This window comes from Lysobacter sp. cf310 (genome assembly GCF_900114355.1).
Lineage (GTDB): Bacteria > Pseudomonadota > Gammaproteobacteria > Xanthomonadales > Xanthomonadaceae > Lysobacter.
In genome coordinates, this window is record NZ_FOSS01000003.1 from 468,187 (window position 1) to 493,573 (window position 25,387).

The window sequence follows — 25,387 nt, forward strand, 5'->3', positions numbered from 1 at the left end:
GCGGTTTGCGCCGCTCCTACAGGGAGGTATGCGGGATGCCTTATGTAGGAGCGGCGCGAGCCGCGACCGTGATCCGTCCGATCGGGAGGTAAATCGTGACCACCGTGGCTACGGCAGCAGCGGCTCTTGCGCGGGCGCTGGGCGTTGCGAAATCGCGGCTTGCGCCGCTCCTACAGGGAGGTGGCGTGGCCGCTTCTGAATCGGAGCGGGCGTTATCGCTTGGGGCGAGGCGGCCGCCCTGCCCTCACTTCAGCTCGAACGCGTCACCGTCCAGCATCGCCGGGAAGCGCGCGCGGTGCGCGGCCAGTTCTTCGGCCTGCAGGGTCGTGGTCGACACCACTTCTTCGTCGGTGCATTCGCTGACCGGGTGGCCGAGGAAATCGATCACCGCGCTGTCGCCGGAATAATGCAGGCCGTTGCCGTCGTCGCCGACGCGGTTGAGGCCGGCGACGTAGCACAGGTTCTCGATCGCGCGCGCGCGCAGCAGGGTCTTCCAGGGATAGGCGCGCGCCGACGGCCAGTTGGCCACGTACAGCAGCAGGTCGTAGTCGAGCGCGCCGGGGCGCTCGACGTCGTAGCGGTTGCGCGAGTACACCGGGAAACGCAGGTCGTAGCAGACCTGCGGGCAGATCCGCCAGCCCTTCCACTCCACCGTGAGGCGGTCGCGGCCGGCGGCATAACGCTCGTGCTCGTTGGCGTAGCGGAACAGGTGGCGCTTGTCGTAGGTCTGCAGGGCGCCGTCGGGCGTGGCGAACAGCAGGCGGTTGAACACGCCCTCCTCGGTGCGCAGCTGGACGCTGCCCGTGACCGCCGCGCCCAGCTTGGCCGCCTGTTCGCGGATCCAGGCCACGGTCGGCCCGTCCATGGTCTCGGCGTTGCCGATGGCCTCGTTGCTGAAGCCGCTGGTGAAGGTTTCCGGCAGCAGCACCAGGTCGGTGGTGCCGCGCAGTCCGGCGATCAGATGGCCGTAATAGTCGCGGTTGCCGGCCGGATCGTGCCAACGGGTGGCGCCTTGGACCAGGGAGATGCGCAGATTCTGCATGGGGGAAGCTTCGGTCGCTGGGGGCCGCGGGGGCGGCCGATAACGCACATCGTATCGCCGCGGCCGCGATCGTGCAGCCGCCGCGCCGCTGCGCGGCGACGGCGGCGTGCCGGTGCGATCAGACCCGGATGGTCAGGGTCGGCACTTCCACCTTGGGCAGCAGGCGCGAGGTGAAGTGCTTGTCCTGGTAGTACTTGATCTTGTCGCACTTCACCGGGTGCGGGATGCCTTCGTACAGGAACACCTCGGTGTCGAAGCCCATGGCCTTGAGCTCCTGCGGCAGCATCAGCGCGCGCCGCTCTTCCGATTCGCTGCGCGAGAACTCGCGGCCGCGGGTCACGTTCTGCTTGCGCACCGTGGTGTAGCCCAGCATGTCGGAGTAGTCGTTGGCGTCCTGCTGCTCGCGCGGCGCATAGATGATCTGCAGCGCGTGGTTGGTGATGATGGTGCGCGAAATGTCCTTGCCGTAGGTCGCGTCCAGCTGCGACATGCTCTGGATGATGGGCAGCAGGCGGATGTTGTAGCCGGCCATGTACGACACCGCCGAGGCGATGATGTCGACCTTGCCGATCGAGGTGAACTCGTCCATCAGCAACAGGCACTGATGCTTGAGCGCCTTGTTGTTCTGCGGGAGTTCGCGGGTGTTGAGGTTGATGATCTGGCTGAAGAACAGATTCACGATCAGGCGGCTTTCGGCCAGCTTGTTGGGCTGGATGCCGACGTAGATGGTCATCCGCTTCTTGCGCAGGTCGGTGAGCAGGAAATCGTCGGCGCTGGTGGCCGCGTCCAGCACCGGGTTGATCCAGGGGTTCAGCGGTTCCTTGAACGTGCCCAGGATGGAGGCGAAGGTCTCGTCGGCCTGCGACAACATGTTGGCGAACGCCGAGCGCGCGTTGTCGCTCAGGAACGGGCGCTGCGACAGGCCCTGCAGATAGGGCTTGAGCTCGCTCTTGCCGTCACCCGAGGACAGCCGGTAGATCGCGCCGATGGTGGGCGGGCTGGCGAACGGGAAGCCGATCTTGTTCTCTTCCTCGAAGGCCTCGAACAGATACAGCGAAAACGCCATGAAGGCGTTGCGGGCCTGGCTGACCCAGAACTTCTGGTCGTCGGAGCCGTCCGGGTACAGCATCGCCGCGATGCTCATCAGGTCCGAGACCCGGAACGCCGGGTCGTTGGAGACATAGGTGAGCGGGTTCCAGCGGTGGGTGCGACGGTCTTCGGCGAAGGGATTGAACAGGAAGATCTCCTGGCCCTGCTGGGCGCGCCAGCCGCTGGTCAGGTCGAAGTTCTCCTGCTTGATGTCCAGCACCACCATCGATTCCTGGTACTCGAGCAGGTTCGGGATGACGATGCCCACGCCCTTGCCCGAGCGCGTCGGCGCGGCCAGGATCACGAACTGCTGACCGCCCAGGCGCACCAGCTTGCCGTTGTACTTGCCGACCACGATGCCGTTGGGCGAGGCCTTGAACATGCCCTTGGCCTGCAGGTCCATGCCGTTGGCGAAGCGCGCGTCGCCGTGCATGGAGCGCGCCTTGGGCTTGAGGATCAGCACCGTCATGGCCAGGTAAGCCAGCCCCGGCAGGCCGAAACCGATGTAGCCCGAGGCCTTGATCTTGCCCCCGTAGCGCGCGTACTGCGGCAGATCGAGCACCCGCACGTAATCGATGTAGGTGTTCCACTTGAGCAGGCCGGTGTCCAGTTTCAGCCACAGCAGCGTCAAATAGCCCGACAGGTACAGGCCGGCGGCCAAGGCGACGAGGCCCAGGCCGAGGGCGAAGATCAGCTTCCCTTTCACGTGTTATTCCCTAATGAAGTTCCCCAAGACCCGCCCTGCCATCATCGCCGCTTCCGGCCGGGCCGGGTCAACGTGGATCGCGTGCGGGTCGCTTCTACCGGATCGCGTTCGCGCCTGGGCTCGGGGCTGCTGGGGCTGCCCCGGTCCTGCTCGATCCTATCGTCTATCCAGTTCCTGGCGTCGCTGAGCGTGAGCTCCTGGCGCAGTTTGACCCCGGAAGACGACATCACCGCGTAAGCATAGATCTCGTCGTTCTCGAATTCCTCGTCGCGGGTCAGCGCGACGATGTGATAGTGGCCGCGCGTCAGTACGTGATGTTGGTATTCGCTCACAATCTGGCCTCCAATGCCTGTGCAACCTCGCGGACCGGCCGCGTCTGCGCCGCCCTCACAGGGAACGCGGGCCCAGCCCCAGCAGCGGTGCTTCGCGCTGCGGCTCGGCCTGTTTCTCCTGCTGCTGACGGCGGTCGCGCTGTTCCTGCTCGCGCGACAGCTGCGCCAACTGCTCGCCGCTGCGCTCGATCGGTTGCGCGGCGGCCTGGGCGGTTTCGACGTAGGTGACCCGGCGCCCCGGCGAGTTGAGGTCGCCCTCGACCGCGAATGCGCGCTCGCCGTCCTTGCTCAGGACGACGTGGTTGACGCGCATTTCGTTGCGCCGGGCCTCGACCGCGAGTGCGGCCGCGAGGTTGTCGTTCTGTTCGGGGGAACGCGAGGTCAAGGTGTCCTGGCGATCCAGGCACACCCGCACCTGCTTGAACAGGTCGTGGTTGGGATGGCTGGGACTGCTCAGCAGCGCGCGTTGTTCGGCCTGTCGCAGGTCGTCCAAGGTCTTCACCGACGCGTCGCTGTCGACCTTGCGTTCCTGTCCCTGGGGGAGTCCGTTCATGGCGCCTCCGCTGCTGCAGCCTGGCCCGTATGCTCGCGCAATCGCGAGGGTGCTTCAAGGCTAGGCGGATGCGGAACCGCAGAACGGTCCCGCATCCGACTCGCCGCCACAACCGTGTCCCGGGGGGGCTGCACGGCTGAGGTCCGGTCGCGGACGCGCCACACGCGCGCCCGCAGGTAGGTGCAGGGCCGCGCGCCGCCGAGACGGTGCGCGCCCGCTGCGATCACATGCGCGCCTGCTGGCGCTCCTGCTGGGGCTGCGGCAGTGCCTGCACCGGCGTCTGCGGCACGTCCTGCTGCAGGCGCTGGCTGGTCTGCTCCACGCTCTGCCCCACCGCCTGGCCGCGATCGGCGAAGGCGCGGTGGTGGGCGGGGTCGTTGAGGCCGCCCTGGACCGCGAACAGGCCGGTGCCGGTGGTATTGGGCACGACGTGGTCGATGCGGTTCAGTCCGCTGACCCGCGCTTCGTAGGTCAGGGTGGCGGCGGCGCGCTCCATGTCCTCGCGGCTGCGGAAGCCGCCGTTCGGGCCCAGGCGCTCCAGCCCGGCGACGGCCTGGCGATAGACCGCGTTGTCGCGATTGGCCGGATCCAGCAGCGAGCCGGTACGCGCCGGGTCGGCGCTGATCGGCGGGGCCGGCTGATCGCGGCCGCGCTCGTTCGCCGGCAGTTGGGTCTGCGCATTGCGCAGCGCGTTCAAGGTATCGCGGCCGGCGATGCCGTCGTCGGTCAGGCCCTGATCGCGCTGGAACGCTTTCAGCGCTTCCTGGCTGCGGCGGCCGAAATGGCCGTCGGGGTTGAGTTCGTTGCCCTGGGCGTCGCGATAGCCCAGGCGCTTGAGCGCTTCCTGCATGTCCTCGACCGCCTGGCCGCGCTCGTTGAGCTTGAGCACGCCATCGGCCATCGGATCGCGGCCGCCGCGACCCTGCGCGGGCAGCAGCACTTCGCCGCGCGCCAGGCCCTGCATCACTTCCGGGGTCAGCATGCGCTCCCACTCGGCCACCGCCGCGCGGCGCTCCGGCAGGTGGTTGGAGCCGCCGTTGATGTCGCGGGTGGCGGCGCGCACGTCGAACTGATGGCCGTGCGGCACGACGCGGCTCTGCCAGTAGTGCACGGCGATGCTGGCGGCGTTGCCGCGGTCGGCGGCCAGGTCCGGATGATTGGCCAGATCCAGGCCGATCTCGCGGCCGGCGCGTTCGTAGTTGTCGCGGCCGGTCAGCTGCACGTAGCCGCGGCCGTGGAAACGCCAGCCGTCGCCCGGCTCGGTGTTGCCCAGGTTGTCGCGGCCCCAGCGGCCGCCGTAGATGGTCTCGGCGATCTGCTCGCGCCCGCCGCGCACGACATCGCGCGCCTCGGCCAGGGTGTTCATGCCGTTGCGGTCGGGGAACACCTCGTGCAGGCGCTCGGCGCTGTAGCCCAGGTTCTCGTGCATGCTGGCGAAGGACCGGGATTCGACCTGCATCTGGCCCATGAAGGCGGCCAGTTCGCGCGGGTTGTGGATGCCGGCCTCGTAGGCGCGCTGCAGCAGGTAGTCGCGGTTGCTCGGTGTAGACATGAAAGTGGCTCCTTGTTGCGATCGCTATTCGTGGTGGTGGCTACGGCCGTGCGGGTCAGGGCTTGGCCGGAAGTCCGCCGCGATCGATCGCAGCGTCGCGGTCCCAACCGCGGGTGAACTTGAACAAGCGGTCGTCGATGTCGTCGACGACGCTGCCGGGCTCGCAGGCGGCCAGGCTCTCGGCCTTGGCGGCGTCGCCGTTGGCGATCAACAGGCCGCGTTCCTCCAGGCCGCTCTCGCCGGAGATCGCGTAGAAGATGCGCTTGCGGCCGCCGTCCTCGAACGAGTAGGCGTAACCGCCGGTGTTGCCGGCGTATCCGAGCTGGGTGCGCTTGAAGCGCTTGCCGTGCACGCCCTTGTCGGCCGGGAACACGTAGTCGGGATGGCCCGCCGCGCCCTGGGCGAAGTAGACGTAGCCGGCCTGATCGCTCACGCCCTTGGACGCGCACAGCGAGGCCAACTGGCCGCCGGCCAGCTTGCACGACAGCACGATGTCCTCGTCGGCCGCGCACAGCGCGCGTGCGTCGCCGTTGGCGGCCGCGCCGGGCACGGCGGCGGGCGCGACTTCGGCGGGCACCGCGGGCTCAGCCGCGGCCATCGGCGCCGGCGGTGCCGCTTCGGTGGCGACCGCGCCGGCATCGGCCGGCGCGGTCGCCGCGTTGCAGCCCGCCAAGGCGGTCAGCAACGCGACGCACAACAGATTTGCAGATTTCATGAGAGGTCCTGATTCGAAAGTGTCCGATTCGACCGACTCGATCCGGTGCGCCCTGCTACGGGACGCACCGGATCGGGCCGACGGCCGCGTCGCCCCCTAGCGGACGCAGCCGTACCTGCGCCGCGCCGTAGCGCGGCGGCGGGGTCGCTCACCCCATCGCGCGCGTCGGCGGCGGCTGGGTCTGGTTCGGATTGGCCTGGGCTTCGAGCTTCTGGCGCTGCTGGGTGTCCTGCTGCAGTTGGAACGTGGACTGTTCCAGCGGCTGCTCGCCGGCCTGCTGCTTGTTGACGTGCGCGCGGTGGTGGCCGGGGTCGTTGAGGTTGCCCTGCACCGCGAACAGACCGGTGCCGTTGGTGCTCAGCGCGACGTGGTCGATGCGCTCCAGGCCGCCGACCTTGGCTTCGAAGGTCAGCGTGGCCGCGGCGCGTTCGAGTTCGGCGTGGTTCTTGAAGCCGGCCTGCGGGCCCAGCTTCTCCAGCCCGCCCACGGCCTGCTTGAACATGGCGTGGTCCGGGTGCGCCGGGTTGGACAGCAGCGGGGTCTGCTCGGCCTTCTTCAGCGCGTCCAGGGTCTTGGGACCGGCGACACCGTCGTCCTTGAGACCGTGCGCGCGCTGGAACGCCTGCAGGGCTTCCTTGGTGCTGGCGCCGAAATGGCCGTCGGGATTGAGCGCGCGGTCCTTGCCGTCGGTGTAGCCCAGCGCATGCAGGGATTTTTGCAGGGTCTCGATCGCGGGACCCTTTTCGCCCGACTTCAGCACGCCGTCGGCGGCCGCATTCGGTGCGGGGCGCGCGGGCGCGGTGGCCGGCGCGTTGGGTTCGACCACGCGGCCGATGCGGCCGGCGGCGAGCTGTTCCATCAGCTCCGGGGTCAGGGTCTGCAGCCAGCGCTCGTTGCGCGCTTCGCGATCGGCCAGGCCGTTGGTGCCGCCGTTGACCGCGCGGGTCGCCTTGGTCACGTCCTCGCGCGCGTTCTGCGGCACGTTGTGCTGCCAGTACCAGGTCGCGATGCGCGCCGCGTTCTCGGGCTTGGCCGCCAGGTCCGGATGGTGGACCAGGTCCAGGCCCAGCGCGTCGCCGGCGGAGCGGTAGTTGTCCTTGCCGGTCAGCTGCATGTAGCCGCGACCGCGGTATTTGTAGCCGTCGCCGGGCTCGTCGTTGCCCATGCGGCCGCCGTACATCAGTTCGGCCAGCGCTTCCGGACGGCCGCGCAGGGCCTCCAGGCGCGCCGATTCCAGCGCCTGCGCGCCTTCGCGCATCGCCGATTTCACCGGGATCTGAGAGATGCCCTTGGTGTAGCGGAAGCCCTCTTCGAGCTTGGTCAGGCCGTGCGATTCGTGGCCGACCTGGGCCATGAAATTCGCCAGTTCGCGACGCGAGGAAATCCCCGATGCCGTCGCGGCCTGCAGCAGTTGCGTTTCCCTATCCGTCGTCATGTGTAGCTCCTGGTTGACTTAGCCATATCGCTCAAACCCAAGCCCTGCGCGAACCGTCCTGGTCCGTGCCGGCGCCGATGCTGCGTACTCAGGTCCCTTCCACGGACGGCAGCTTGTCCCGGTCGAATTCCTCGAGCCGGATCGCGCCGAAATCCTTGCGCTGCAGATCCAAACGCTTGTCCTCGCCGGTGTCGGTGTCGACCACGCTGCGCACCGCTTTCTCCAACAGCCAATCCTGCTGCTCGGCCGAATAGGCGAAGCCGAACTCGTCCGACCAGCGTTCGCGCGAACCGCCCTCGATCAGCACCGTGAATCCGCCCGCATAGGCGCGCACGTAGCCGAACGGATCGCCGGCGATACCGCCGCACTTGGCGCACGGCACCAGCCGCTCGCTGCGCTTGACCGCCTGCAGCTTGCCGGCGGCGTCGCGGATCAGCACCACCACGGTGCGCGGCGCGCCCTCGCCCAACTTGGCGTCGGGCTGGGCCGGCGGATCGATCACCAGCACCGCGTCCTCGCGGCCGTCGCCGTCGAGGTCGGCGCGTTGCACCGCCAGTTGCTTGCTGCCGGCGGGGATGAATCGGCTCAGGTCGTCTTGCTGCGGCGTCACGGACAGATTGTTCACGGGCACTTCCTGTTGCGGGTTTGGCTGCGTCTGCGCGGCCGGCGCGGACGCAGTCGCCTGCGGTTCCGCGTCGCCGGGCGACGCCGCCCGGCATGCCGCCAGCGACGTCATCAGCACTAACAAGGTCAACGACTTGCGCATGTTCTCGCTTGACACTCCATTCGGCTTTGCCGGCTGCGGCGATAACCCGATCCGCGACCGGCCGAGCGCCGACCGACGCTCCGCGTCGATCGGCGTTTGCATCCTCAGGCCATGACCCGCGCTTCGCGCTGCTGCTGCGCGACCGCGGGCGCCTGCTCCAGCTTCTGGCGCTGTTGCGCGTCCTGCTGCATCTGGAACGTCGACTGCTCCAGCGGCTGCGCGCCGGCCTGCGCCTTGTCCACGTGCGCGCGATGGTGACCCGGATCGGTCAGCCCGCCCTGCACCGCGAACAAGCCGGTGCCGTTGGTGCTCAGCGCGACGTGGTCGATGCGGTTGAGGCCGCCGACCTTGGCTTCGAAGGTCAGCGTGGCCGCGGCGCGTTCGAGTTCGGCGTGGCTCTTGAAGCCGGCCTGCGGGCCCAGCTTCTCCAGGCCGCCCACCGCCTGCTTGAACATCGCGTGGTCGGGATGCGCGGGATTGGACAGCAGCGGGGTCTGCTCGGCCTTCTTCAGGGCGCCCAGGGTCTTGGGACCGGCGATGCCGTCGTCGGTCAGGCCGTGCGCGCGCTGGAACGCCTGCAGCGCCTGCTTGGTGCTGGCGCCGAAGTCGGCGTCGGGCTTCAAGGCGTGGCCCTTGCCGTCGTGGTAGCCCAGCTTGTTCAAGGATTCCTGCAGCGCGCGGATCTCGGCGCCCTGCTCGCCCGAACGCAGCACGCCGTCGGCCGACGCGCGCGGCGGCGCATGCTTGACCGGCTCGGCGGCGGGACGTTCGTGCGAGGTCACCGGCGCGGTAACCGGCGCCGGCGTGACCTGGCCCTTGGCCGGATAGCGATCGGCGGTGATGACGCCGCTGTCGATATCGCGGATGTACTGCTTGAGCTTGTCGAGATGATTGGCGTTGAAGTCGATATGGGTGTGGGTCGGATAGGCGTCGAGCTTGCCGCCGCCCATGCCCGACTGGATGCCCATCGGCTGACCGTACTTGATGTGGTCGCCGTCCTTCAGGCCGGAGCCGCGCAGGTCCATGTGGCGGACCTGGGCGATCATCTCGCCGTCGGGCAGCTTGTCGTAGATCTTCACCAGACCGCTGTTCTTCTCGATCTTGATGTAGCCCTCGGCCGGAGCCGGCGTGCGCAGGCCTTCCTTGCTGCCCTTGTCGTTGAGCAGGATGAAGTCCTTGGACACGAACACGTGCCCTTCCTTGGAATGGGTGACCTTGCCGCCCGAGGACAGCACTTCCTGATTGTGGCCGTCCACCACCTGATAGTGACGCCCCGGCTCCTTGCCCTTCTTGCTGGGGTGATGGATTTCCAGGTCTTCGTACGAATGCACAGCTTCACGGCCCTTCGGGCCGCTCTCAACGATCGTGTACTTACCGCCCACGAGACACCTCCGTATTTTCTCGGAACAAAGAAGAAAACCCGCGCTGGATCAGCGCAGGTCCTGCGTCAGGTACCAGCACTTGTCGCGCAACTCGAAGACATAGGCGCCACGGTCGCCGACCGTTCGCACCAGGTTGTCGTCGGCATCGAATTCGGCCTTCACGTACTCGACCTGCGCGGTCTTGTCCTTGGGCTTGATGTCGATATCGAGTCGCGGATAGTCGCCCGGCTCCTTGATGGCCGGGTCCAGGTACACCCACTGGTAATCGACGGCGCCGATCCTGAAGTCGCGGTAGCCGGCCTTGGCGACGCTGCGGGCGTCTTGCTGGGGCGCGGCATACCGTCCGATCCGCACGTCGGCCCAGGTATAGGCGTTGCGCACGGAAGCGGAGTCGACGTAAGCCTCGAAGAACTCGCGGAAGCCTTCGGGCTTGCAGGCCGATTCGGGCAGCGAGGGATCGGGCAGGACCGTAGCGGCCGGTGCGGCGCTGTCGGTAACGGGCGGGGTTGGGGCAGGCGGAGCGACCGTGTCGGAGGCGCCAGGCGCAGCGGCGGTGGCTGCGCTAACGGGGTCGCCCTTGGGTGCGGCCGGCGCGTGTGACGCCGAATCGCAGGCGCTGAGCATGCATAGCAGCAGCGCATAGGGAACGAGTTGTAGCTTCATGCAAACCTCTACGCCACGTCGAAAATTCCGACGCAGCGTCTCCTGGTGCCCTGAGCCGCGCGAGGCCTGGGGGCACGTTGTCCGTCGGCGGATGCCGACGGTGTAACTCCTCGGAGCATCGATTGCAGGATCGCTGCGACATCCTAGTCACAGCTGTGCGATCGCGCCCCTTGATCTAGCGCTGCGGGCGATGGGGACCGAGGTCCGCCAAGGCGCCGCCTACGACTACTTTACCGCATCCGGCCGCGAATCCGTCGCCGCCGGGGTTGACGCTATGCTTGCTTCAATACCGCAAAACCGCAAGAGCCGCTCAGTACTGCACCGGGTAGCTGCAACCCGAGTAGTAGATCTGGCAGTCGCCGGTGTTCTGGCCGCAGACCTGCAGCGCCTCGCTGGCCGCCGCGTCCACCGAAGCGCCGCTGCGCATGGCCGCGAAGCTGGCGCCCCAGGCGACCACGCCGCAACCGTTGCCCCAGGAGAGCAGATTCTTCTTACAACTGCTGTCGTCGCCGCCGTTGGCGCGGCACTGCGCGATCGCGGCCTTCTCCGCCTTGCGGGTGTTGGCCATGTTCGCGGCGGTGCCGAGCTTGCCGCGGGTGTAATCGATCGACATCGCGCCGAAGCGCGACTGCCATTGCGGACCGCGCGGCTGCGGTTGCGACGGCTGGCTCGAGCTAGGAGCGCCCAGGCCGTAACCCGGCTGCGGCACGCAGATGGGTCCCGGCGCCTGGCCGATGGGGGCCAGACCGGCGGGACAACCCTGTTCCGCGCGCACCGCTCCGGAACTCGCGAGCCCGATCAGCAGCACATAACACCAAGCTTTCATCCTTAACCACCTCCCTATGAATTAGCGCGTGCCTGGGGTGACGTTCGGAGTAGGTTTAATGGTGTCGGTATGAGTAGGAGATGAACCCGGTCGCCCGGTCGCCGCGCCCTGTTGCAGCGACGGGTTCGGCGCGCTGCCGCTCTGCCCGCCTTGCGCGCCGGGCGGCACGTAGCCCGGCTGACCGCCGCCACCGCCGCCGTAGGTCGGCGTGGTCGGACGGTAGCCCGAGCTGCCGGCGTAGCCCGGCGGCATGCCGGCGCCCGGTGCGGCCGAACCGGCGCCGCCCATGCTGTTGTAGGCGCTGGGCGTGCCGAGCAGACCCTGGAAGAACATCGCGGCCATCGGCGGCGCGCTGACGATCAGGATGGTGAGGATCAGGCCCATGCCGCCCTGCTGCATGGCCTGGCTGGTCATACCGTCGCTGAAGTCGGTGCCCATCAACTTGCCCGCCAAGGCGGTTGTCCAGAACGCCGCCGAGACACGTGTAACCATTTCCAAGGCGATCGACACCATCGCGCTTAAGACCGCCATCGAGAATAGCGTTCCTATGCCGTAGTAAAGCCATTTGGTGAATAGCTGTTTGGTCTGATCGAATAGCAAACACAATATGAATATCGGCCCGAAGCCTACGAACATCGCCATCGCGATCTCGTACAACAGCAACATGGTGCCGCTGACGATCGCGGGCCCGCCCGTGCCCATGCCGACGAACCACATGGCGCGGTTCTTGTCGTCGTCCAGGGTCGGATCCCGGACCACGTCGATCATGTCGATACTCGTCAAGGCCACCTGCATCCAGGCCAGGCTCTTGTCGATCTGGTCCTCGATCTTGGTGTCCTTGCCGGTGACGATCCAGTGGATTTCCTTGTTCAGGTCCTCCGTGAAGAACGTATGCATGTTGGTGCCGAACGCGGCCATCGACGTCGCCACGCCGATGATGAAGGCGGCGCGCAACGAGTTGCTCACCAAGGCCATCATCGGTTCGCGCGAGATGCCGGTGACGATGCGGTAGCCCTGCACCAGGATCCACAACGTCATCGCGGTGAGGGCGATGGCGCCCACCCACGTCATGGCGTTGGTCATCATGCCCACGCCGAACTTCTGGATCTCCTCGCGCAGATAGGCAAGGATCAGGCGGAAGAACACGAAATCCCCCACCGACTGTACCTGCGGATTGAGCCAATCCAGCCAGTTGCCGATGCTGCCCTTCAGCCAATCACCCACGATTTCGATTCCCCTGCTCATCTGCGCGCCTATCTGCCTGTCGGGTCATTGCAGCCGCCCTGCCCCTGTTCACCCACCGCACCGAACCCATCGGCGCAGACTCAGTACCGACTGACGAAGCAGCGGGCCGCCAGGGGCCCGGCCGCTCCAGCCGTTCCCCTAACTCAGTTGCCGACCTTCAGCGCCGTCGCCAGCGCGCCGGTCTTGACCAGCGAGCCCAGGATGGTCTGCTGACCCTTCATCGCCTTGTAGGCCAGCGTGCGCTGGTTCTCTTCCATGGTCGCGATGTAGACGTCGTAGGTCTGCATCTGGCCCTGCCAGATCTGGAACTTCAGCGCCAGGTCGTTCGAGATTTCGTTGGACGAGCTGTCCACCGCGGCCACGTTGCCCTGGGTGTTGCTGGAGTTGCGCCGGCTGTTGACCGACTTGAGCATGTTCTGCATCTGCGGCGCCACGGTCTGCACGAAGTCGACCGTGTAGTTGTACTTCTCGTTGCGCGCGCGACGGATGTTGACGCAGATTTCCTTCTGCTTGGCCACCCAGTCGCCGGCCGGATCCAGGCCGATCATGCTCAGCAGGCCGCTGACGCTGAAGCCGCCGCCGCCGCGGTCGCAGGACTCCTGGACCAGGTAGGTATTGGCGTTGACCTTGGTCCAGGTCGTGCCGTTGGGCATCGCGACGGTGCTCAGCATGCTCTGGATGTTGATGAGCTGCTGCTTCATGTGGTTGAGCTGATCGAGCCAGCTCTTGGCGTCGTTCGCGTAGGCCGCGGTGTCGGCGAAGCGCTGCGAGTAGGTGTTGATCTGATTCAGGATGCTCTGGATCAGGTTGGGACCGACCTCGACCACCGGCCCCATGGCGCTGCCGTTGCCGGCGGCCAGCGAGCAGGCAAGGAGGACGCTGGCGAGCGCCAGCTTCTTGGACTTGCGGCCGTTGGCCTGGTTGTTGCGCTTGATGATCATGGTGAAGTTCCTCTTCGATGGCAGGTAGCGGTACGTCGTCGTTCGCGTGCTGCGTGAATCCGTGTGGGGGATGTCAGGCCGTGGCCTGTTGCGGTCGGTCGGTGCTGGTCGCCTTGCCTTTGCCCGAGCCCTTGCGATTGGCGTAGAACGAGGCGAGCCATTGCTCCGGACGCAGTTCGTCGACCGTGATTCCGGCGCGACCAGCTTCGGTCTGAAGCACGTTGTGCATGATTTCGATGTTGTCGGTGGAGGCCGAGATCACCGCCAGCGAGTCGTCCAGGCCGCGCAGGTTGAGCTGGCAGACCGTGGCCGCATGGCCCTGCTTGACCAGGAAGCAGCGCGAACGCTCGTCCAGGCTCTTGACCACCTGGTATTCCGAGTCGGTCAGCTTGAGGCCTTCCATGTAGTCCTCGCGGCTGGCGTTCGGGTTCGGCAGCAGGATCAGGGTGGCGGTCTGCTCGATCAGCGAGGCCGAGATGTCGCTGGCCAGCGCGTCTTCCGGGCTCTGGGTGGCGAAGATGCCCAGGCCGTTCTGCTTACGGATGGTCTTCTGCTTGTTCTTGGCGAATTCCTTGAGGCCGCCGGAGCCGTCCAGGATCTTCCAGAACTCGTCCATCACGTAGATCAGCGGACGGCCGTCGATCAGCTCCTCCAGGCGGTGCAGCAGGTAATTGATCACCGGCACGCGCACTTCGGGGTTGTCGATCACATCGGTGTAGTCGAAACCGATGATGTTGGCCTTCTCGAGGTTGATCGTATCGACCGGGTTGTCGAACACCCAGCCCAGCGAGTTGCCCGCGGTCCACTTGCGCATGCGCGCGAACAGGCCGTCGTCGCCCATGTTGGGCAGGCTCTTCTGCAGGTTGGTCATGCTGCGCAGGTGCTTGGGCGTGTCGAGCATGTTCTCGACCGCGCGGAAGATGTCCTCGTCCTCGCGCGCCGAGTACTGGCTCTTGCCGCACAGCACCTTGATCAGATCGGCCAGGAACTGGGTATTGGCCTCGTTACGCTCGCACTGCAGCGGGTTGAAGCCGGTCGGCTGACCGTTCTCCAACGCCAGATAGTTGCCGCCGCAGGCGCGCACGAAGATCTCGGCGCCGCGGTCCTTGTCGAAGAAGAAGATCGTCGGCGTCGGTTTGAGCTTCTGCACCTGACTCAACAGGAAGTTGATCAGCGCGGTCTTACCGGTACCGGACTTGCCGATCACCATGGTGTTGGCGATCGCCTTCTCGCCCAGCGAATTCTCGGCCGGGTGAGTGGCGTGGAAATTGAAGTAGTACGGCTGGCCGTTGGTGGTCTGCAGCGTGGTGACGCACTCGCCCCAGGGGTTGTTCTCCTTCTTGCCGGTCGCGAAGTTGTGCAGCGGCGACAGGCCGAGGAAGTTCAGCGAGCTGACGTTGGCCAGACGCGTGCGGTACTGCCAGTTGCCCGGGAACTGGGCGTAGAACGACGCGGTCACGGCCAGGTCTTCCTTGGCCGACACGAAGCCGGCGTTGGACAGCTCGGCGCGCGCCATCGCGATGTTGTTGGCCAGCTTTTCCTGGCTTTCGGCGTACAGGCAGATGGTGAAGTGGTACTCGCCGAGCACGAAGTTGCCCGACGCCAGCTGGTCCATCGCCATGTCGAGCTCGACGATCTGGCTGACCGCCTTGTCGCCCGACGAGATCATCATGCCCTTGGTGCGGTCGAGCACCTTGAGCGCGTCCTGGCGGCCCATTGGACTGAACGAGTGCGTGATCACGTACTCGAAGTCCAGGTACTTCATGCCGTTGAGGATGCCGGGATAGGTACCGTCGGTGTACTCCTTGACGTTGAGCATCGCACCGAAGTGGTTGATGCCGGTCGGAGTATTGACGACGAAATCGCCGGTCTTGGCCGAGAACATCAGCCGGCTGACCGGCAGATAGCTCGGGATCGGCGCCGGCAGCACCGGCACCGGTTCGTCGATGCGGTTGAGCAGGTAACCGAAGAATTCCAGCGCCTCGGAGAACACGATGCCGTTCTTGGCCTCGTACATGCCCAGGCGGTAAGGGGCGTAGTCCTTGAGCACGGCCTCGACGTTGCTGGCCAGCTCGAGGATCTTGGCCACGGCCTGATCCTGCTGTTCCTGCAACTGGGCGGCGCTGGTGGACTTCTCGACGAAGCGCTTACCCGACACGATCGGCCGGTACATCATCGTCATGTACAGCTCGTTCTGCATCAGCTTGGCGCCCGACAGCGTGGTGAAGTACGCGTCGGACATGTCCTGATTGAACTGCTGGTCGAACTTGGCGCCGCCCTGGACGCGGCGCTTGCGGCGCACGTCGTGGACCCAGAACGCGACGTTGGTGAAGTCCGGCGCGCGCAGGGTCTGCAGCATGCGGTTGAAGGTGTTGTGGCGGTGCTCGATCTCCCATTCCTCGCGACCGACGAAGGGCAGTCCGCCCAGGCTCCACACGAGCATGTAATCGCCGCCCGTGGTCTTGATGACGGTCGGGGAAACATGCGTGGACAGCGGGATGAAATCGCTGATGGGCGTATCGGGAGTCAGCATGGCGTACTGGGTCTGCTCTGTAGTCGGACGGGCTGTGGATCGATCACCTGCCGCCGGCGTGACGCCTTGCGGCTACGCGACCGTCGGGACCTGCAAACCCGTGCGCCATCGCGGTCGGACCGCGATGGCGCCGGGGGAGTTTCACTTCCGCTTGTCGCCCGGGCCGCGGTAGGTGTTCTGGGTGAACACCCACATGCCCGAGTGGTGCTGCAGATTGCGCATGCGGAAGCGGAACTTCCAACGCAGGCTGAGCAAGCGGAAGATCATTTCGTCGCGTCGTGTCATTTGCCGCATCACGAAGATGACGAACGGCAACAACGCGATGCAGAACATGTTGACGTACATCGTCAACACGATGACCGCGCCCGCACCGATGGCGAAGGGGATGTAGGGCACCCCCAGAAACATCGCCGGCCGCGTGCAGCCGCGGAATAACACGTTCTTATGCATAGGACGCGCTGAGGATGGTCAGCATCACGCCCGAACCGACGTCTTCCGGGATGATCATCTTGGCGATCTGAGCGGCCGCACCGATCACGAACGCGCCGACCAGGATCGGCAGCATGTCCATGATGCGCTTGTTGGCGAACGCGATCTGATAGCCGCAATAGATCAGGGCCATGGTGACGACGGCGACGGAGGCGATGTTCAGGAGGCCGTTGATGTTGTTGATGAAGCCCTTCACGCGGCCCGTAGCGTCGGCGCCGCCGCCGCTCTGAGCGAACGCGATGTCCGGCACGAGCAGCATGCCGACGAACAGGGCCGCCATGACGAAGGACGTGAAGATGGTCTTGAGGTGCGCGTTGGAGTTCATGGATAGATCCCTCTTTCGATTGACAACGATTTGAATGGTGAAACTAGCTTCGGTTCAAACTACAAGCGGCACGCTAAAAAACGAATGCCTGATCCCCCTGGGATTGCTCCGTGGCGGGCGCGGGGGCACTCGCCATGGGTTGCACTTTCACCGGCTGCGGCGCCTGCGCGGCGACCACCGCGCCCATCGCCGCGACCGGCGTAGGGGCGGCGGCCTGCGGGGCGAACGCGGCCGGGGCCGGATTCGCGGACGCGACCGGGATCTGAACGGGATTGGGCGCCATCGACATGGCCGGCGGGGCGGCCACGGCCATGGTCACGCGGCTGGTGACCTGGGCCGGCGCCGCGCCGGCCGCCGGCAGGCGCGTGGCGCCGCTCTGGCGGGTGTTGGCGAACAGCGGCATGCGGCTGACAGGCACCGAGCGGCGCGAGGGCTTGCTGATCACGGCGATGGCCTGGCCGTCGGACGCGGACGCGGGCTTGGCGCCCATCGAGGCGTAGACCTTCTGCACGTAGCCGTGGCGGTAGCCGGTGACGAAGTTGCCGGAGTAGTAGCAGCTGAAGGACTTGCCCCAGTCGCCGCTGGAACGGCCGTAGCACTCGGCCAGGATCTTCGAGCCGGCCTGCAGGTTCGGGCAGGCCTCGAAGGCCTTTTCGTAGGAATCCAGGCCGTATTTCGCCAGGTTGTAGCGATTGACCTGGGCCAGGCCCAAGGAGAAGTTATAGCCCTTGCCTTCCAGCATGCGCACGGTGGCCAGCGCTTCGGGCAGGCTGCGCGGCTGGCGCACGAGGCGGCCGCCGACGACGCCGATGGCGTACGGATTGTAGGACGACTCAACGCGCACGACGTGGTGCATCACTTCGTGCGGAACCGCCAAACTGGGGCAGCTCATCAATTCGATACCGGGCAACATCCGTATTTCCCCCTGTGCCGACCTTGGCGTCGACCTAACAAAACCGTCCTATAAACAGCCTGTTATGCGCCTGATCGACACACTTATCATTCATCTACAGACGAATGATGTCAATAAGCGCTCCCCTACCCTGCCCCGGCAAGGTCGCGCCCCCAATAATGAGACAGACCTCGCGTTTACTCGCTGTGCGCACGTTCCGGGTTGAAATCGATACCCGTAATGTGGCGCTGCCCGGCGTGGGCCTTGATGTGGACCACGATATCGATGGTCATCATCAATAGCCGCTTGATGACCGCGAACTCGAGGCCCGAACCCTCCGCCGAAGCCTTCACCATCAGCGCCAGCTGGTCCCAGGTCTGGGTCGTGCTGCCGGCGTGGCAGCTGGTGATCGACCCGGGGTGGCCGGAGGCGCAATTTCGGATGAAGTAAAACGATTCGTCGCCGCGCAACTCCGCCAGGATGATCCGGTCCGGCTTCATGCGCAGACAAGCTTCCATGCAACTCTTTGCAGTGACGTTGCTGGTGCTTTGTCCACCTTTCGAATAGAGCAAGTGCACTACGTTCGGCTGCTGGATGAAAAGCTCGCGGGCGTCCTCGATGGTGACCAGGCGCTCGACGTCGGGGATATGCCCCACCAGCGACTTCATGAAGGTGGTCTTGCCGCTGCCGGTGGCGCCAGCGACGACGATGTTCTTCTTGTACTGGACGGCCTTCTTGAAGAACTCGGAGTAGTTGCGCGAGGCGCGCAACTCCAGCAGTTCGCGGTCGTGGTCGCTCAGCACGTGCGTGCTTTCCAGGATCTGGGCGAAGAAGCCGTCGTCCTGGTACTGCTGCAGGGTCTTGTTGTGCTTGGACGGCAGGCGGATGGTGATCGAGACCTTGCCGGCGTCGCAGGCCGGCGGGATCACGAACTGCGCGCGCTGCCCGGTCGGGAAGGTCAACGAGACCACCGGGTCAGCATCGGTGATGCGCTGACCCGTGTTGCTCTCGTTGACCACCGCGGTGCAGAACTGACGCGCCCGATCGAAGGTCAGCGTCGGCACCTCGATCTTCTTCCAGCCCTCACGGGTTTCCAGGTACAGCTCGCCCGGCTTGTTGATGCAGATTTCGGTGACGTCGGGCGAGCTCATGAATTCGTGGATGCCCAGTACTTGGTACTGGTAATCCAGGAACCCGCTCGACACCGCTGCGATCGGCGAATCGTCCATACCCATTCAGACCGTCTCCCCGTCCATCATCAGCGGATGATGGACGAGAAGTCGACGTCCTTGGCCACGTAGACGTTGACCACGGTGCCCTGGTTGATCGTCACCGTCGGCGGACGGTTCACGCTCTTGTCCAGGGCCTGGTTGGCCAGACGCTCGACCGAACGCGCGGTCACACTCTCGTAGGGGCTCTGCACCACCACGCCGCCGCCGCCGATACCGCCGGTCACCGTATTGGTGGGCGGACCGTTCTCGGCCGCAGCGTACTTAAACGCGTCCGCGATCAAGCTGATCATCAGCGCCGAGGCGATGCGGCTGCCCCAATGCGCGTTGTAATCGCCCGGATGGCCGGCGCCGCCGAGGTTGTCCACGCCCGGGCTGGCCATGTTCACGTCGATGCCGGTCGGGGTGGTGATGCGGTCCCAGATCACCGACACGCGCGGGCCGTTGATGTTGTCGTTCTGGTAGCGGCCGGAGATCTTGGAACCCTTGGGCAGCAGCAGGCGACGGCCGTTGATCGAGTAGGTCGGCTCGGTGACGATGCAGGAGGTGAAGCCCGGCACGTCGGTGATGATGCGGGTCTCCATCACGCAGCGGATGTAGGTACCGCGCACCAGCAGGGTGTCGGGGTTGTAGATCGGCTTGGCGCTGGCCACGGCCGCCGCCTCGCGCTGCCCGCCCGGCTGCGGCATCTGGCCGTTCGCGTTGGGCACCATCGCCATCATCTGCTTGGCGTACTCGTCCGGCGGCGTCATGCCGGCGGTCGCGGCCTGGCCGGGGGTCATGCCGCCCGCGCCGGCGCCGTCGGCGCTGTTCATCATCCGGCGCTCCATCAGCGTCGGACCGCGCGGACCGGTGTCCTCGACCACCATCTGCGGCGCATCGTTCTGCTGCGGCGGCGGCATTTCCGGCGCCAGCGGCACCGGCGGCAGATCCGAGACCTGCTCCGGCGGCAGCGGCGGCGCCACATCCGAAGCGGCCTTGGGCAGCTCGGGAATGTTGACGACCTCTTCCTCGACCTTGGGCTTGTCGTCTTCGCTGGAGGTCGCGCGGGTGAACATCCATACCGCGGCGAACACCAGCAGCACCACGATGCCGGCCAGGAACAGCAGGGCCTTGCGGTTCAGCTTCTGGACGTCGCTGGATTTGAGCAGCGGCGCGCCCGCGTCCAGGTCGGGCGCCTGCTGGGCGTTCGACTGCTGGCCGTAGTACGGATTGGCGCCGGTGTAGCCGTAGCTCTGCTGATCCTGCGGAGCGCCGGTGTTTTCGTCGGGCTGGCCCTGGTTGGGCGGCATGTGTTGGCTCATTTCTGCTTGTTCCTGCGCAGACCGACGACGTTCTTGCCGTGGCGGATGATCAAGTAGGGATAGGTGCCGTGGATGACGATGGTGTTGTCCTCGACCGTGGTGTTGACCACGAAGTCCTCGCCGCTCTCACGTTCGCGCGCGAACACCGCCGGGAAGTTGCCGGTCGGCAGATCCTTCAGGCCACTCATCTTGACGTAGGTGAACTGGCCGTCGTCGTAGACGTTGACCGGGATCAGCCAGGCCTTCTTCTTGGCGCTGCGCGTCGAATACTGGTAATCGAAGTGATACAGCCGGTTCTTGTCGAGCGCGGTGCTGATCTCCGGCACCGGGGCCTCGGCCTCCTTGGCCTTGGCGGCGGCGAACTCGGTGTCCTTCGGATACACGAACTTGATCTTGTACTGCACGCCGGCCTGCTTGGCCTGCTCCAGCACGCGCCAGTCGGTAGCCACGACCTTGAGCTCCAGGATGTAGGAGTGGGTCGCGGTGCGGATCATCATGTTGGTGTCGACGTCGACGTTCTTCGGCTTCAGGTAGAAGACGTTGTCGCGACGGCTCAGGTCCCAACCCGCGCTGAAGCCGGTGCTGTAATCGAGGATGACCTCGTTCGGGTCCAGCTCGACCTGCGTGGTGATGCCCAGACCGGTGCGCACCTGGTAGATGCGGGTGGGTTCGTATTCGTATTCCTGGACCACTTGGGCCGCAGCGGGTAGCGCCGAGCCGGCGAGCGCCAGGAGCAACAGGGCGGCGGCGAGGCGATGTTTACGCAGGCAATTCATCGGGTGCTGACTCCATTCGCATTACCGGTCGGTGCGGGTGCGGCCGGCGGCGTCGCCGGGTTGACGGTGTTGGGGGCGGGCGCGCCGGGTTGCGGCACGGTACCGGCGGGTGCCGGCATGCCAGGCTGCGGCGCGGCCGGAACCAGGTTGGGATCGACCGGCTGGCCGGGCACTGCGCCAGGCGCCGGAGCGGCCTGGGTCGGCACCGGGAATTCGCTGCCGGTGTTGACCGGCGGCGACGCGGCGTAGTCGTTGTCGACGCGATAGCCGGTGACCTGGAAGCCGAGCGGATTCAGGACGCGGTTGTTCTCGTCCATCTTCAGGTTCGACTTGTACAGGAACTCGATCGTCGCGATCTTGCTGTCCAGCGGTTCCGAGGAGCCGCTTTCCTTGTTGTACAGCGTGCGCTGGAAGCGCGCGGTCGCCGTCTTGGTCTTGTCGTCGATGTTCGACGCGCCGTGCAGCTGCATGCTGAGGATCTTCACGCGCACGGTCTTGGTCTTGCCGAACAGCGTGATCGGGTTGTTGCGATTGGTGCTGTCGTACAGCTGCTTGTAGCCGCTGGTGACCTGCGGGGTGCCCATCGCGAACACCGTGGACCAGTCGCGCTCGCCGATCTGCGAGAAGTCGTAGGACTCGCGCGCCATGATGAAGTGCGAGATGTTGCTCTTGTTGAGCGCCTCGCTGGCGGCGATGGTCGGGTTGGCGAAGTCCTCGCGCAGACGCGCGATGGTGACCGTGCCGGTGTAGGCGTCGGCCATCACCAGGTAAGGCACCTTTTCCTTGAGCGGCAGGAAGTAGAAATAGCCGCCGGCCAGGATCAGGGCCATCAGGATCGACGCCCACGCCACGATCCACGCGCGCTTTTCGCTGCGGCGCGCGATGTCGGCGACGGTGACTTCGTAGTTCACGGCCTTGGCGACCGCGTTCTCCACTTGGGGAGTGACTGTTTTCTTTCCGAACATCTAGGCTGCATCCAGTACGAGCATGGAAAGTGCGTCGCCTGCCGCGCGCGCGGGCCGACAGGCCACGACCGCGCGCGACGACGACGTGCGCGCGTTTACGGCGCGACCCCGGCCACGTGCGTCGCCTCGGCCTGGGCGGCCTCGGACGACGGTGCGGTTTCGCCCGACGTCGACGCCGAGCTGGCAGCGGGCGTCGCCGCGCGAACCACGATCTGGCCGTTCTCCACCGTCACCGACACGCCCTGAGCGGCGTAGGCCGAGCTCAGCTGGGCGACCGCGTCCTGGACGCTGGTGGTGTGGATCTGGGCCACGGCCTGATGCAGGGTGAAATCGGACGGATGCAGGTACGACAGCGGCATCTGCGAATCCTGCGACCAGCGCTCCAGCATCGTCTTCAACGTCCCGTCCATCGGCGACGGGTAGTAGACGTAGGTCTTTTGCAGCGGGATTTCGTCGGGAACCGCGGCGAAATGGTTGACCGGCTTCCAGCGACCGCCGAAATCCGGAGCCGGGCGCGACGCGCAGCCGACCAAAGCGACGGCCAACAGCGCCGCGACCCAAACACGATGACTGGTTGCAGTAGAGATACTCACGCTTTCCCCAATAGTCTTGAATTGACGCGCGCACCGATCGTTGACGGTGGCGGACGCGGCCGGCCTCGCCGGTGCGCTCGCGCCACCTTGGTCTAGATCAGTGAAATTGAGATGACCGGACGCAGCTCGGTCGGTATGCGGTTCCGGGCGCCGTCTCCCCGACGGCGCGGGCCGCGCGTGCTCTCGTCGCACCGGGCGACGACGATGTCGCATCCGATGAACGACAAGAGAAAATCGTTCTATCCATGAACTCCCCCCTTACAGCACGGCCACATTGTTAACGAGCTCTATGCGACGCTCGTCACTGAAGGTTAGCCCGAACTTAAACCGATGAGCAATAGGCTCACGCAACTTAAGTGTGCATTTGTGTCGCGACAGGGGCCGTTACAGGCCTCTTAGACGCTCGATCGCCGCATCCAAGGTCGTTTCGTTCTTGGCGAAACAGAGCCGGGCCAGGCGCTGATTGGCCGGCGCGGACTCGTAAAACGGCGACAATGGGATCGCGGTCACACCTTTTTCCATCGTCAGCCAGCGGCAGAACGCGACGTCGTCGAGATCGCTGATCGCCGAATAATCGACCAGTTGGAAGTAGCCGCCGGCCACCGGCAGCGCCTGCAGACGCGTCTCGGATAGTTGCGCGCGAAACCGATCGCGCTTGGCCTCGTAGAAGGCGCCGAGCTGTTCGTAGTGCTCCGGCTCGGCCTCGATCATCTCGGCGAACGCCCACTGGGCCGGGGCGAAACTGCAGAAGCTGTTGTACTGGTGGACCTTGCGGAACTCGGCCGACAGCGCCGGCGGCGCGATGCAGTAGCCGATCTTCCAGCCGGTGCAGTGATAGGTCTTGCCGAAGCTGGAGACCACGAACGCGCGCTCGCGCAGTTCCGGATAGCGCAGCACCGACTCGTGGCGCACGCCGTCGAAGACGATGTGTTCGTAGACTTCGTCCGACAGCAGATAGATACCGGTCTGGCGCAGCAGCGCGCTCAAGTGGGCAATGTCGTCGGGCGTGAACATGGCGCCGGACGGATTGTGCGGCGAATTGATCATCAGCATGCGCGTCTTGGGCGTCACCGCCGCGCGCACCAGATCCCAGTCGACGGCGAAGCTGCGCGGGTCCAGCGGCACGTGCACCGCGCGGCCGCCGGCCAGATCGATCGAGGGTTCGTAGCTGTCGTAGCAGGGGTCGAGCACGATCACTTCCTCGCCCGGCCGGACCACGGCGTGGATGGCGTCGAAGATCGCCTCGCTGGCGCCGGAGACCACGGTGATCTCGCTGTCGGCGTCGGGGCGGTGGCCGTAGCAACGCTCGGTCTTGGCCGCGATCGCCTGGCGCAGGGCCGGGATGCCGGTCATCGGCGCGTACTGGTTCTTGCCCTCGCGCATCGCGCGCGTGAGCGCATCGACCAGACGCGCGGGCACCTCGAAGTCGGGGAAACCCTGCCCCAGGTTGACCGCGCCGTGCTCGGCGGCGAGCTGCGACATCACGGTGAAGATGGTCGTGCCGACCTTCGGCAGCTTGGTCTCGGGGCTCATGGATCCGGAACGCGACTAGGGGGACGCAGAGTGTACGGAATCGTCGCGGCAACACATAAACGAGGCGGCATGACGATGCGGAACCGGCTCATGCGGCCCCGTCATGCCGAAGTCCGTAGGGGTTTTCTCTCAGCGCCCGCCCCGCCGCGCCACCGTCCGTCGGCCTGCGTTTGCGCACCGCTGCCGAGCGCACCAGACTGGCCGCATGCGCGAAATCCAGATCGTCGACGCCGCCGAGCTGGCCGCCTTGTACGCCGCGGCCGGCTATGCCGTGGTCGTCGACGGCGACGCGATCGCGCTGCGGGTCGGCGAGCCCGCGCCGGATCTGGAGGCCTACCTGCCGGCCGACGCCTATGTCCTGGTCAGCGCCTGGAACCCGGCCTCGGAGCCGCGTTCGGACGCGGCCAACGAGGCCGCCGACGCGGCCCTGGTCGCGCGCCTGGACGCGGCCGGCATCGCCCGCCAGGCGGCCTGGGCCAGCGCGCCCGACGGCCAATGGCGCGAACCGGGCTGGCTGCTGACCGGAATCGAACAGCCCGTCGCCGACCGCCTGGCCGCCGACTTCGGCCAGGCCGCGGTGCTGGCCTGGCGACGCGGCCAGCCGGTGCGCCTGCGCATGCTGCTGGCGCCGCCCGGCGCGGCCGCGGCGCAGGCCCATACCGATTGGGTCCTGCCCTAAGCGCTCGTTCGGGTAGGAGTGCGGCGCGCGACTGGCGGTAAACTAGCCGGCTACGCGGCCCACCGCCGCCCGCGCCCGACCGATGACCCCACTCGACCGCCCCGCCCCTGCGTTGCTGGAAGCCCGCGGCCTGCGTTTCGCGCGCAACGACGAACCCGTGTTCGGGCCGCTGGATTTCTCGGTCGACGCCGGCGAAGCCCTGCTGGTTCAGGGCGGCAACGGCGCCGGCAAGACCACCCTGCTGCGGGTGCTGGCCGGCCTGCTGCGCGCCGACGGCGGCGAGATCGACATCGACGGCGAACGCGCGCGCGCCGCACGCCGGGCGCGCGCGATCGCCTACCTGGGCCACCTGCCCGGGCTCAAGGCTGACCTCAGCGCGCTGGAGAACCTCAACTTCCTGTGCGGCCTGCAGGGCCGCCGCCGCGCGCAGCTGCCGGAGAACGCGTTGGCGATCGTCGGCCTGGCCGGCTACGAGGACGCGCTGGCGCGGCAGCTGTCGGCCGGACAGAAGAAGCGCCTGTCGCTGGCGCGGCTGTGGATGTCGCCGGCGCCGCTGTGGCTACTGGACGAGCCCTACGCCAACCTCGACCTGGACGGCATCGAACTGGTCAACCGCATGGTTCAGGCACACCTGCGCGACGGCGGCGCGGCCCTGGTCACCACCCACGGCGCCTACGCCGCGCCACCGGTGCGCACGCGCATGCTGGTACTGGGCGAGGCGTCGCGCTCGGCCGATGCCTTATCGGTATCGGTTGCGACGCCGAACGCCGGGCCAGGGACGGTCGGGCCGGGCCAGCCGGAGCCGACGCCATGAGCGGCAAG

General features: G+C 66.4%; 25 protein-coding genes. 2 read left to right on the forward strand and 23 right to left on the reverse strand.

Features of this window, described 5'->3' with window-relative positions; all coding sequences use genetic code 11:
• Positions 1-244 precede the first annotated feature (244 nt).
• From BMZ45_RS13350 to BMZ45_RS13460, 23 genes are all read right to left on the reverse strand, one after another.
• Complete coding sequence (locus BMZ45_RS13350; RefSeq protein WP_091637028.1) at positions 245-1,042, reverse strand: amidohydrolase; 798 nt, start codon at positions 1,040-1,042, stop codon at positions 245-247.
• 118 nt (positions 1,043-1,160) lie between these two features.
• A complete protein-coding gene (locus BMZ45_RS13355) occupies positions 1,161-2,825 on the reverse strand; it encodes a type IV secretory system conjugative DNA transfer family protein (protein WP_091637259.1) in 1,665 nt (554 codons plus the stop codon).
• Positions 2,826-2,878: 53 nt separating this feature from the next.
• Complete coding sequence (locus tag BMZ45_RS13360; protein ID WP_091637029.1) at positions 2,879-3,169, reverse strand: hypothetical protein; 291 nt, start codon at positions 3,167-3,169, stop codon at positions 2,879-2,881.
• 55 nt (positions 3,170-3,224) lie between these two features.
• On the reverse strand, positions 3,225-3,722 hold the full coding sequence (locus BMZ45_RS13365; protein ID WP_091637030.1) for an XVIPCD domain-containing protein: 498 nt from the start codon (positions 3,720-3,722) through the stop codon (positions 3,225-3,227).
• A 223-nt stretch (positions 3,723-3,945) separates the two neighbouring features.
• Entirely contained in the window at positions 3,946-5,274 is a 1,329-nt protein-coding gene (locus tag BMZ45_RS13370) for an XVIPCD domain-containing protein (protein WP_091637031.1), read from the reverse strand.
• Positions 5,275-5,329: 55 nt separating this feature from the next.
• Complete coding sequence (locus tag BMZ45_RS13375) at positions 5,330-5,989, reverse strand: hypothetical protein (protein WP_139215509.1); 660 nt, start codon at positions 5,987-5,989, stop codon at positions 5,330-5,332.
• A 148-nt stretch (positions 5,990-6,137) separates the two neighbouring features.
• Complete coding sequence (locus BMZ45_RS13380) at positions 6,138-7,424, reverse strand: XVIPCD domain-containing protein (protein ID WP_091637033.1); 1,287 nt, start codon at positions 7,422-7,424, stop codon at positions 6,138-6,140.
• Between the two features lie 88 nt (positions 7,425-7,512).
• Positions 7,513-8,292, reverse strand: a complete 780-nt coding sequence (locus BMZ45_RS22020) for a hypothetical protein (RefSeq protein ID WP_254776639.1) — start codon at positions 8,290-8,292, stop codon at positions 7,513-7,515.
• Between the two features lie 2 nt (positions 8,293-8,294).
• Complete coding sequence (locus tag BMZ45_RS13390) at positions 8,295-9,521, reverse strand: peptidoglycan-binding domain-containing protein (RefSeq protein ID WP_091637034.1); 1,227 nt, start codon at positions 9,519-9,521, stop codon at positions 8,295-8,297.
• A gap of 99 nt (positions 9,522-9,620) precedes the next feature.
• Positions 9,621-10,235: a hypothetical protein gene (locus BMZ45_RS13395; protein ID WP_139215510.1), complete on the reverse strand. Its 615-nt coding sequence runs from the start codon at positions 10,233-10,235 to the stop codon at positions 9,621-9,623.
• Between the two features lie 310 nt (positions 10,236-10,545).
• Positions 10,546-11,061, reverse strand: coding sequence for a DUF4189 domain-containing protein (locus tag BMZ45_RS13400; protein WP_091637036.1), 516 nt, complete (start codon positions 11,059-11,061; stop codon positions 10,546-10,548).
• A gap of 21 nt (positions 11,062-11,082) precedes the next feature.
• A complete protein-coding gene (locus BMZ45_RS13405) occupies positions 11,083-12,306 on the reverse strand; it encodes a type IV secretion system protein (protein ID WP_091637037.1) in 1,224 nt (407 codons plus the stop codon).
• Between the two features lie 143 nt (positions 12,307-12,449).
• Positions 12,450-13,247, reverse strand: a complete 798-nt coding sequence (locus tag BMZ45_RS13410) for a hypothetical protein (protein ID WP_091637038.1) — start codon at positions 13,245-13,247, stop codon at positions 12,450-12,452.
• Positions 13,248-13,320: 73 nt separating this feature from the next.
• On the reverse strand, positions 13,321-15,780 hold the full coding sequence (locus tag BMZ45_RS13415; protein ID WP_091637039.1) for a VirB4 family type IV secretion/conjugal transfer ATPase: 2,460 nt from the start codon (positions 15,778-15,780) through the stop codon (positions 13,321-13,323).
• A gap of 141 nt (positions 15,781-15,921) precedes the next feature.
• A complete protein-coding gene (locus BMZ45_RS13420; RefSeq protein WP_091637040.1) occupies positions 15,922-16,230 on the reverse strand; it encodes a type IV secretion system protein VirB3 in 309 nt (102 codons plus the stop codon).
• A complete protein-coding gene (locus tag BMZ45_RS13425) occupies positions 16,223-16,594 on the reverse strand; it encodes a TrbC/VirB2 family protein (RefSeq protein ID WP_091637041.1) in 372 nt (123 codons plus the stop codon). Before BMZ45_RS13425 ends, BMZ45_RS13420 begins: the two co-directional genes overlap by 8 nt.
• Before the next feature lie 73 nt (positions 16,595-16,667).
• The gene (locus BMZ45_RS13430; RefSeq protein WP_091637042.1) at positions 16,668-17,507 is read right to left on the reverse strand and encodes a lytic transglycosylase domain-containing protein; all 840 of its coding nucleotides are present in this window, start codon (positions 17,505-17,507) and stop codon (positions 16,668-16,670) included.
• A gap of 176 nt (positions 17,508-17,683) precedes the next feature.
• Entirely contained in the window at positions 17,684-18,721 is a 1,038-nt protein-coding gene (gene virB11, locus BMZ45_RS13435; protein WP_091637043.1) for a P-type DNA transfer ATPase VirB11, read from the reverse strand.
• 23 nt (positions 18,722-18,744) lie between these two features.
• The gene (locus tag BMZ45_RS13440; RefSeq protein WP_091637044.1) at positions 18,745-20,019 is read right to left on the reverse strand and encodes a TrbI/VirB10 family protein; all 1,275 of its coding nucleotides are present in this window, start codon (positions 20,017-20,019) and stop codon (positions 18,745-18,747) included.
• Positions 20,016-20,795: a TrbG/VirB9 family P-type conjugative transfer protein gene (locus BMZ45_RS13445; protein ID WP_091637045.1), complete on the reverse strand. Its 780-nt coding sequence runs from the start codon at positions 20,793-20,795 to the stop codon at positions 20,016-20,018. The genes BMZ45_RS13440 and BMZ45_RS13445 overlap by 4 nt, the downstream gene beginning before the upstream one ends.
• Positions 20,792-21,760 carry a virB8 family protein gene (locus BMZ45_RS13450; RefSeq protein ID WP_091637046.1) on the reverse strand — a complete coding sequence of 323 codons (969 nt, stop codon included), beginning with the start codon at positions 21,758-21,760 and terminating at the stop codon, positions 20,792-20,794. Before BMZ45_RS13450 ends, BMZ45_RS13445 begins: the two co-directional genes overlap by 4 nt.
• Before the next feature lie 95 nt (positions 21,761-21,855).
• Positions 21,856-22,347 carry a hypothetical protein gene (locus tag BMZ45_RS13455; protein ID WP_254776655.1) on the reverse strand — a complete coding sequence of 164 codons (492 nt, stop codon included), beginning with the start codon at positions 22,345-22,347 and terminating at the stop codon, positions 21,856-21,858.
• A gap of 390 nt (positions 22,348-22,737) precedes the next feature.
• A complete protein-coding gene (locus BMZ45_RS13460) occupies positions 22,738-23,886 on the reverse strand; it encodes a pyridoxal phosphate-dependent aminotransferase (RefSeq protein ID WP_091637047.1) in 1,149 nt (382 codons plus the stop codon).
• Between the two features lie 205 nt (positions 23,887-24,091).
• Here BMZ45_RS13460 and BMZ45_RS13465 point away from each other — a divergent pair, with 205 nt between their 5' ends.
• Both BMZ45_RS13465 and ccmA read left to right on the forward strand, forming a co-directional pair.
• Positions 24,092-24,565, forward strand: a complete 474-nt coding sequence (locus tag BMZ45_RS13465; RefSeq protein ID WP_091637048.1) for a DUF3293 domain-containing protein — start codon at positions 24,092-24,094, stop codon at positions 24,563-24,565.
• Between the two features lie 82 nt (positions 24,566-24,647).
• Entirely contained in the window at positions 24,648-25,379 is a 732-nt protein-coding gene (gene ccmA / locus BMZ45_RS13470; protein ID WP_091637049.1) for a heme ABC exporter ATP-binding protein CcmA, read from the forward strand.
• Positions 25,380-25,387: the final 8 nt, after the last annotated feature.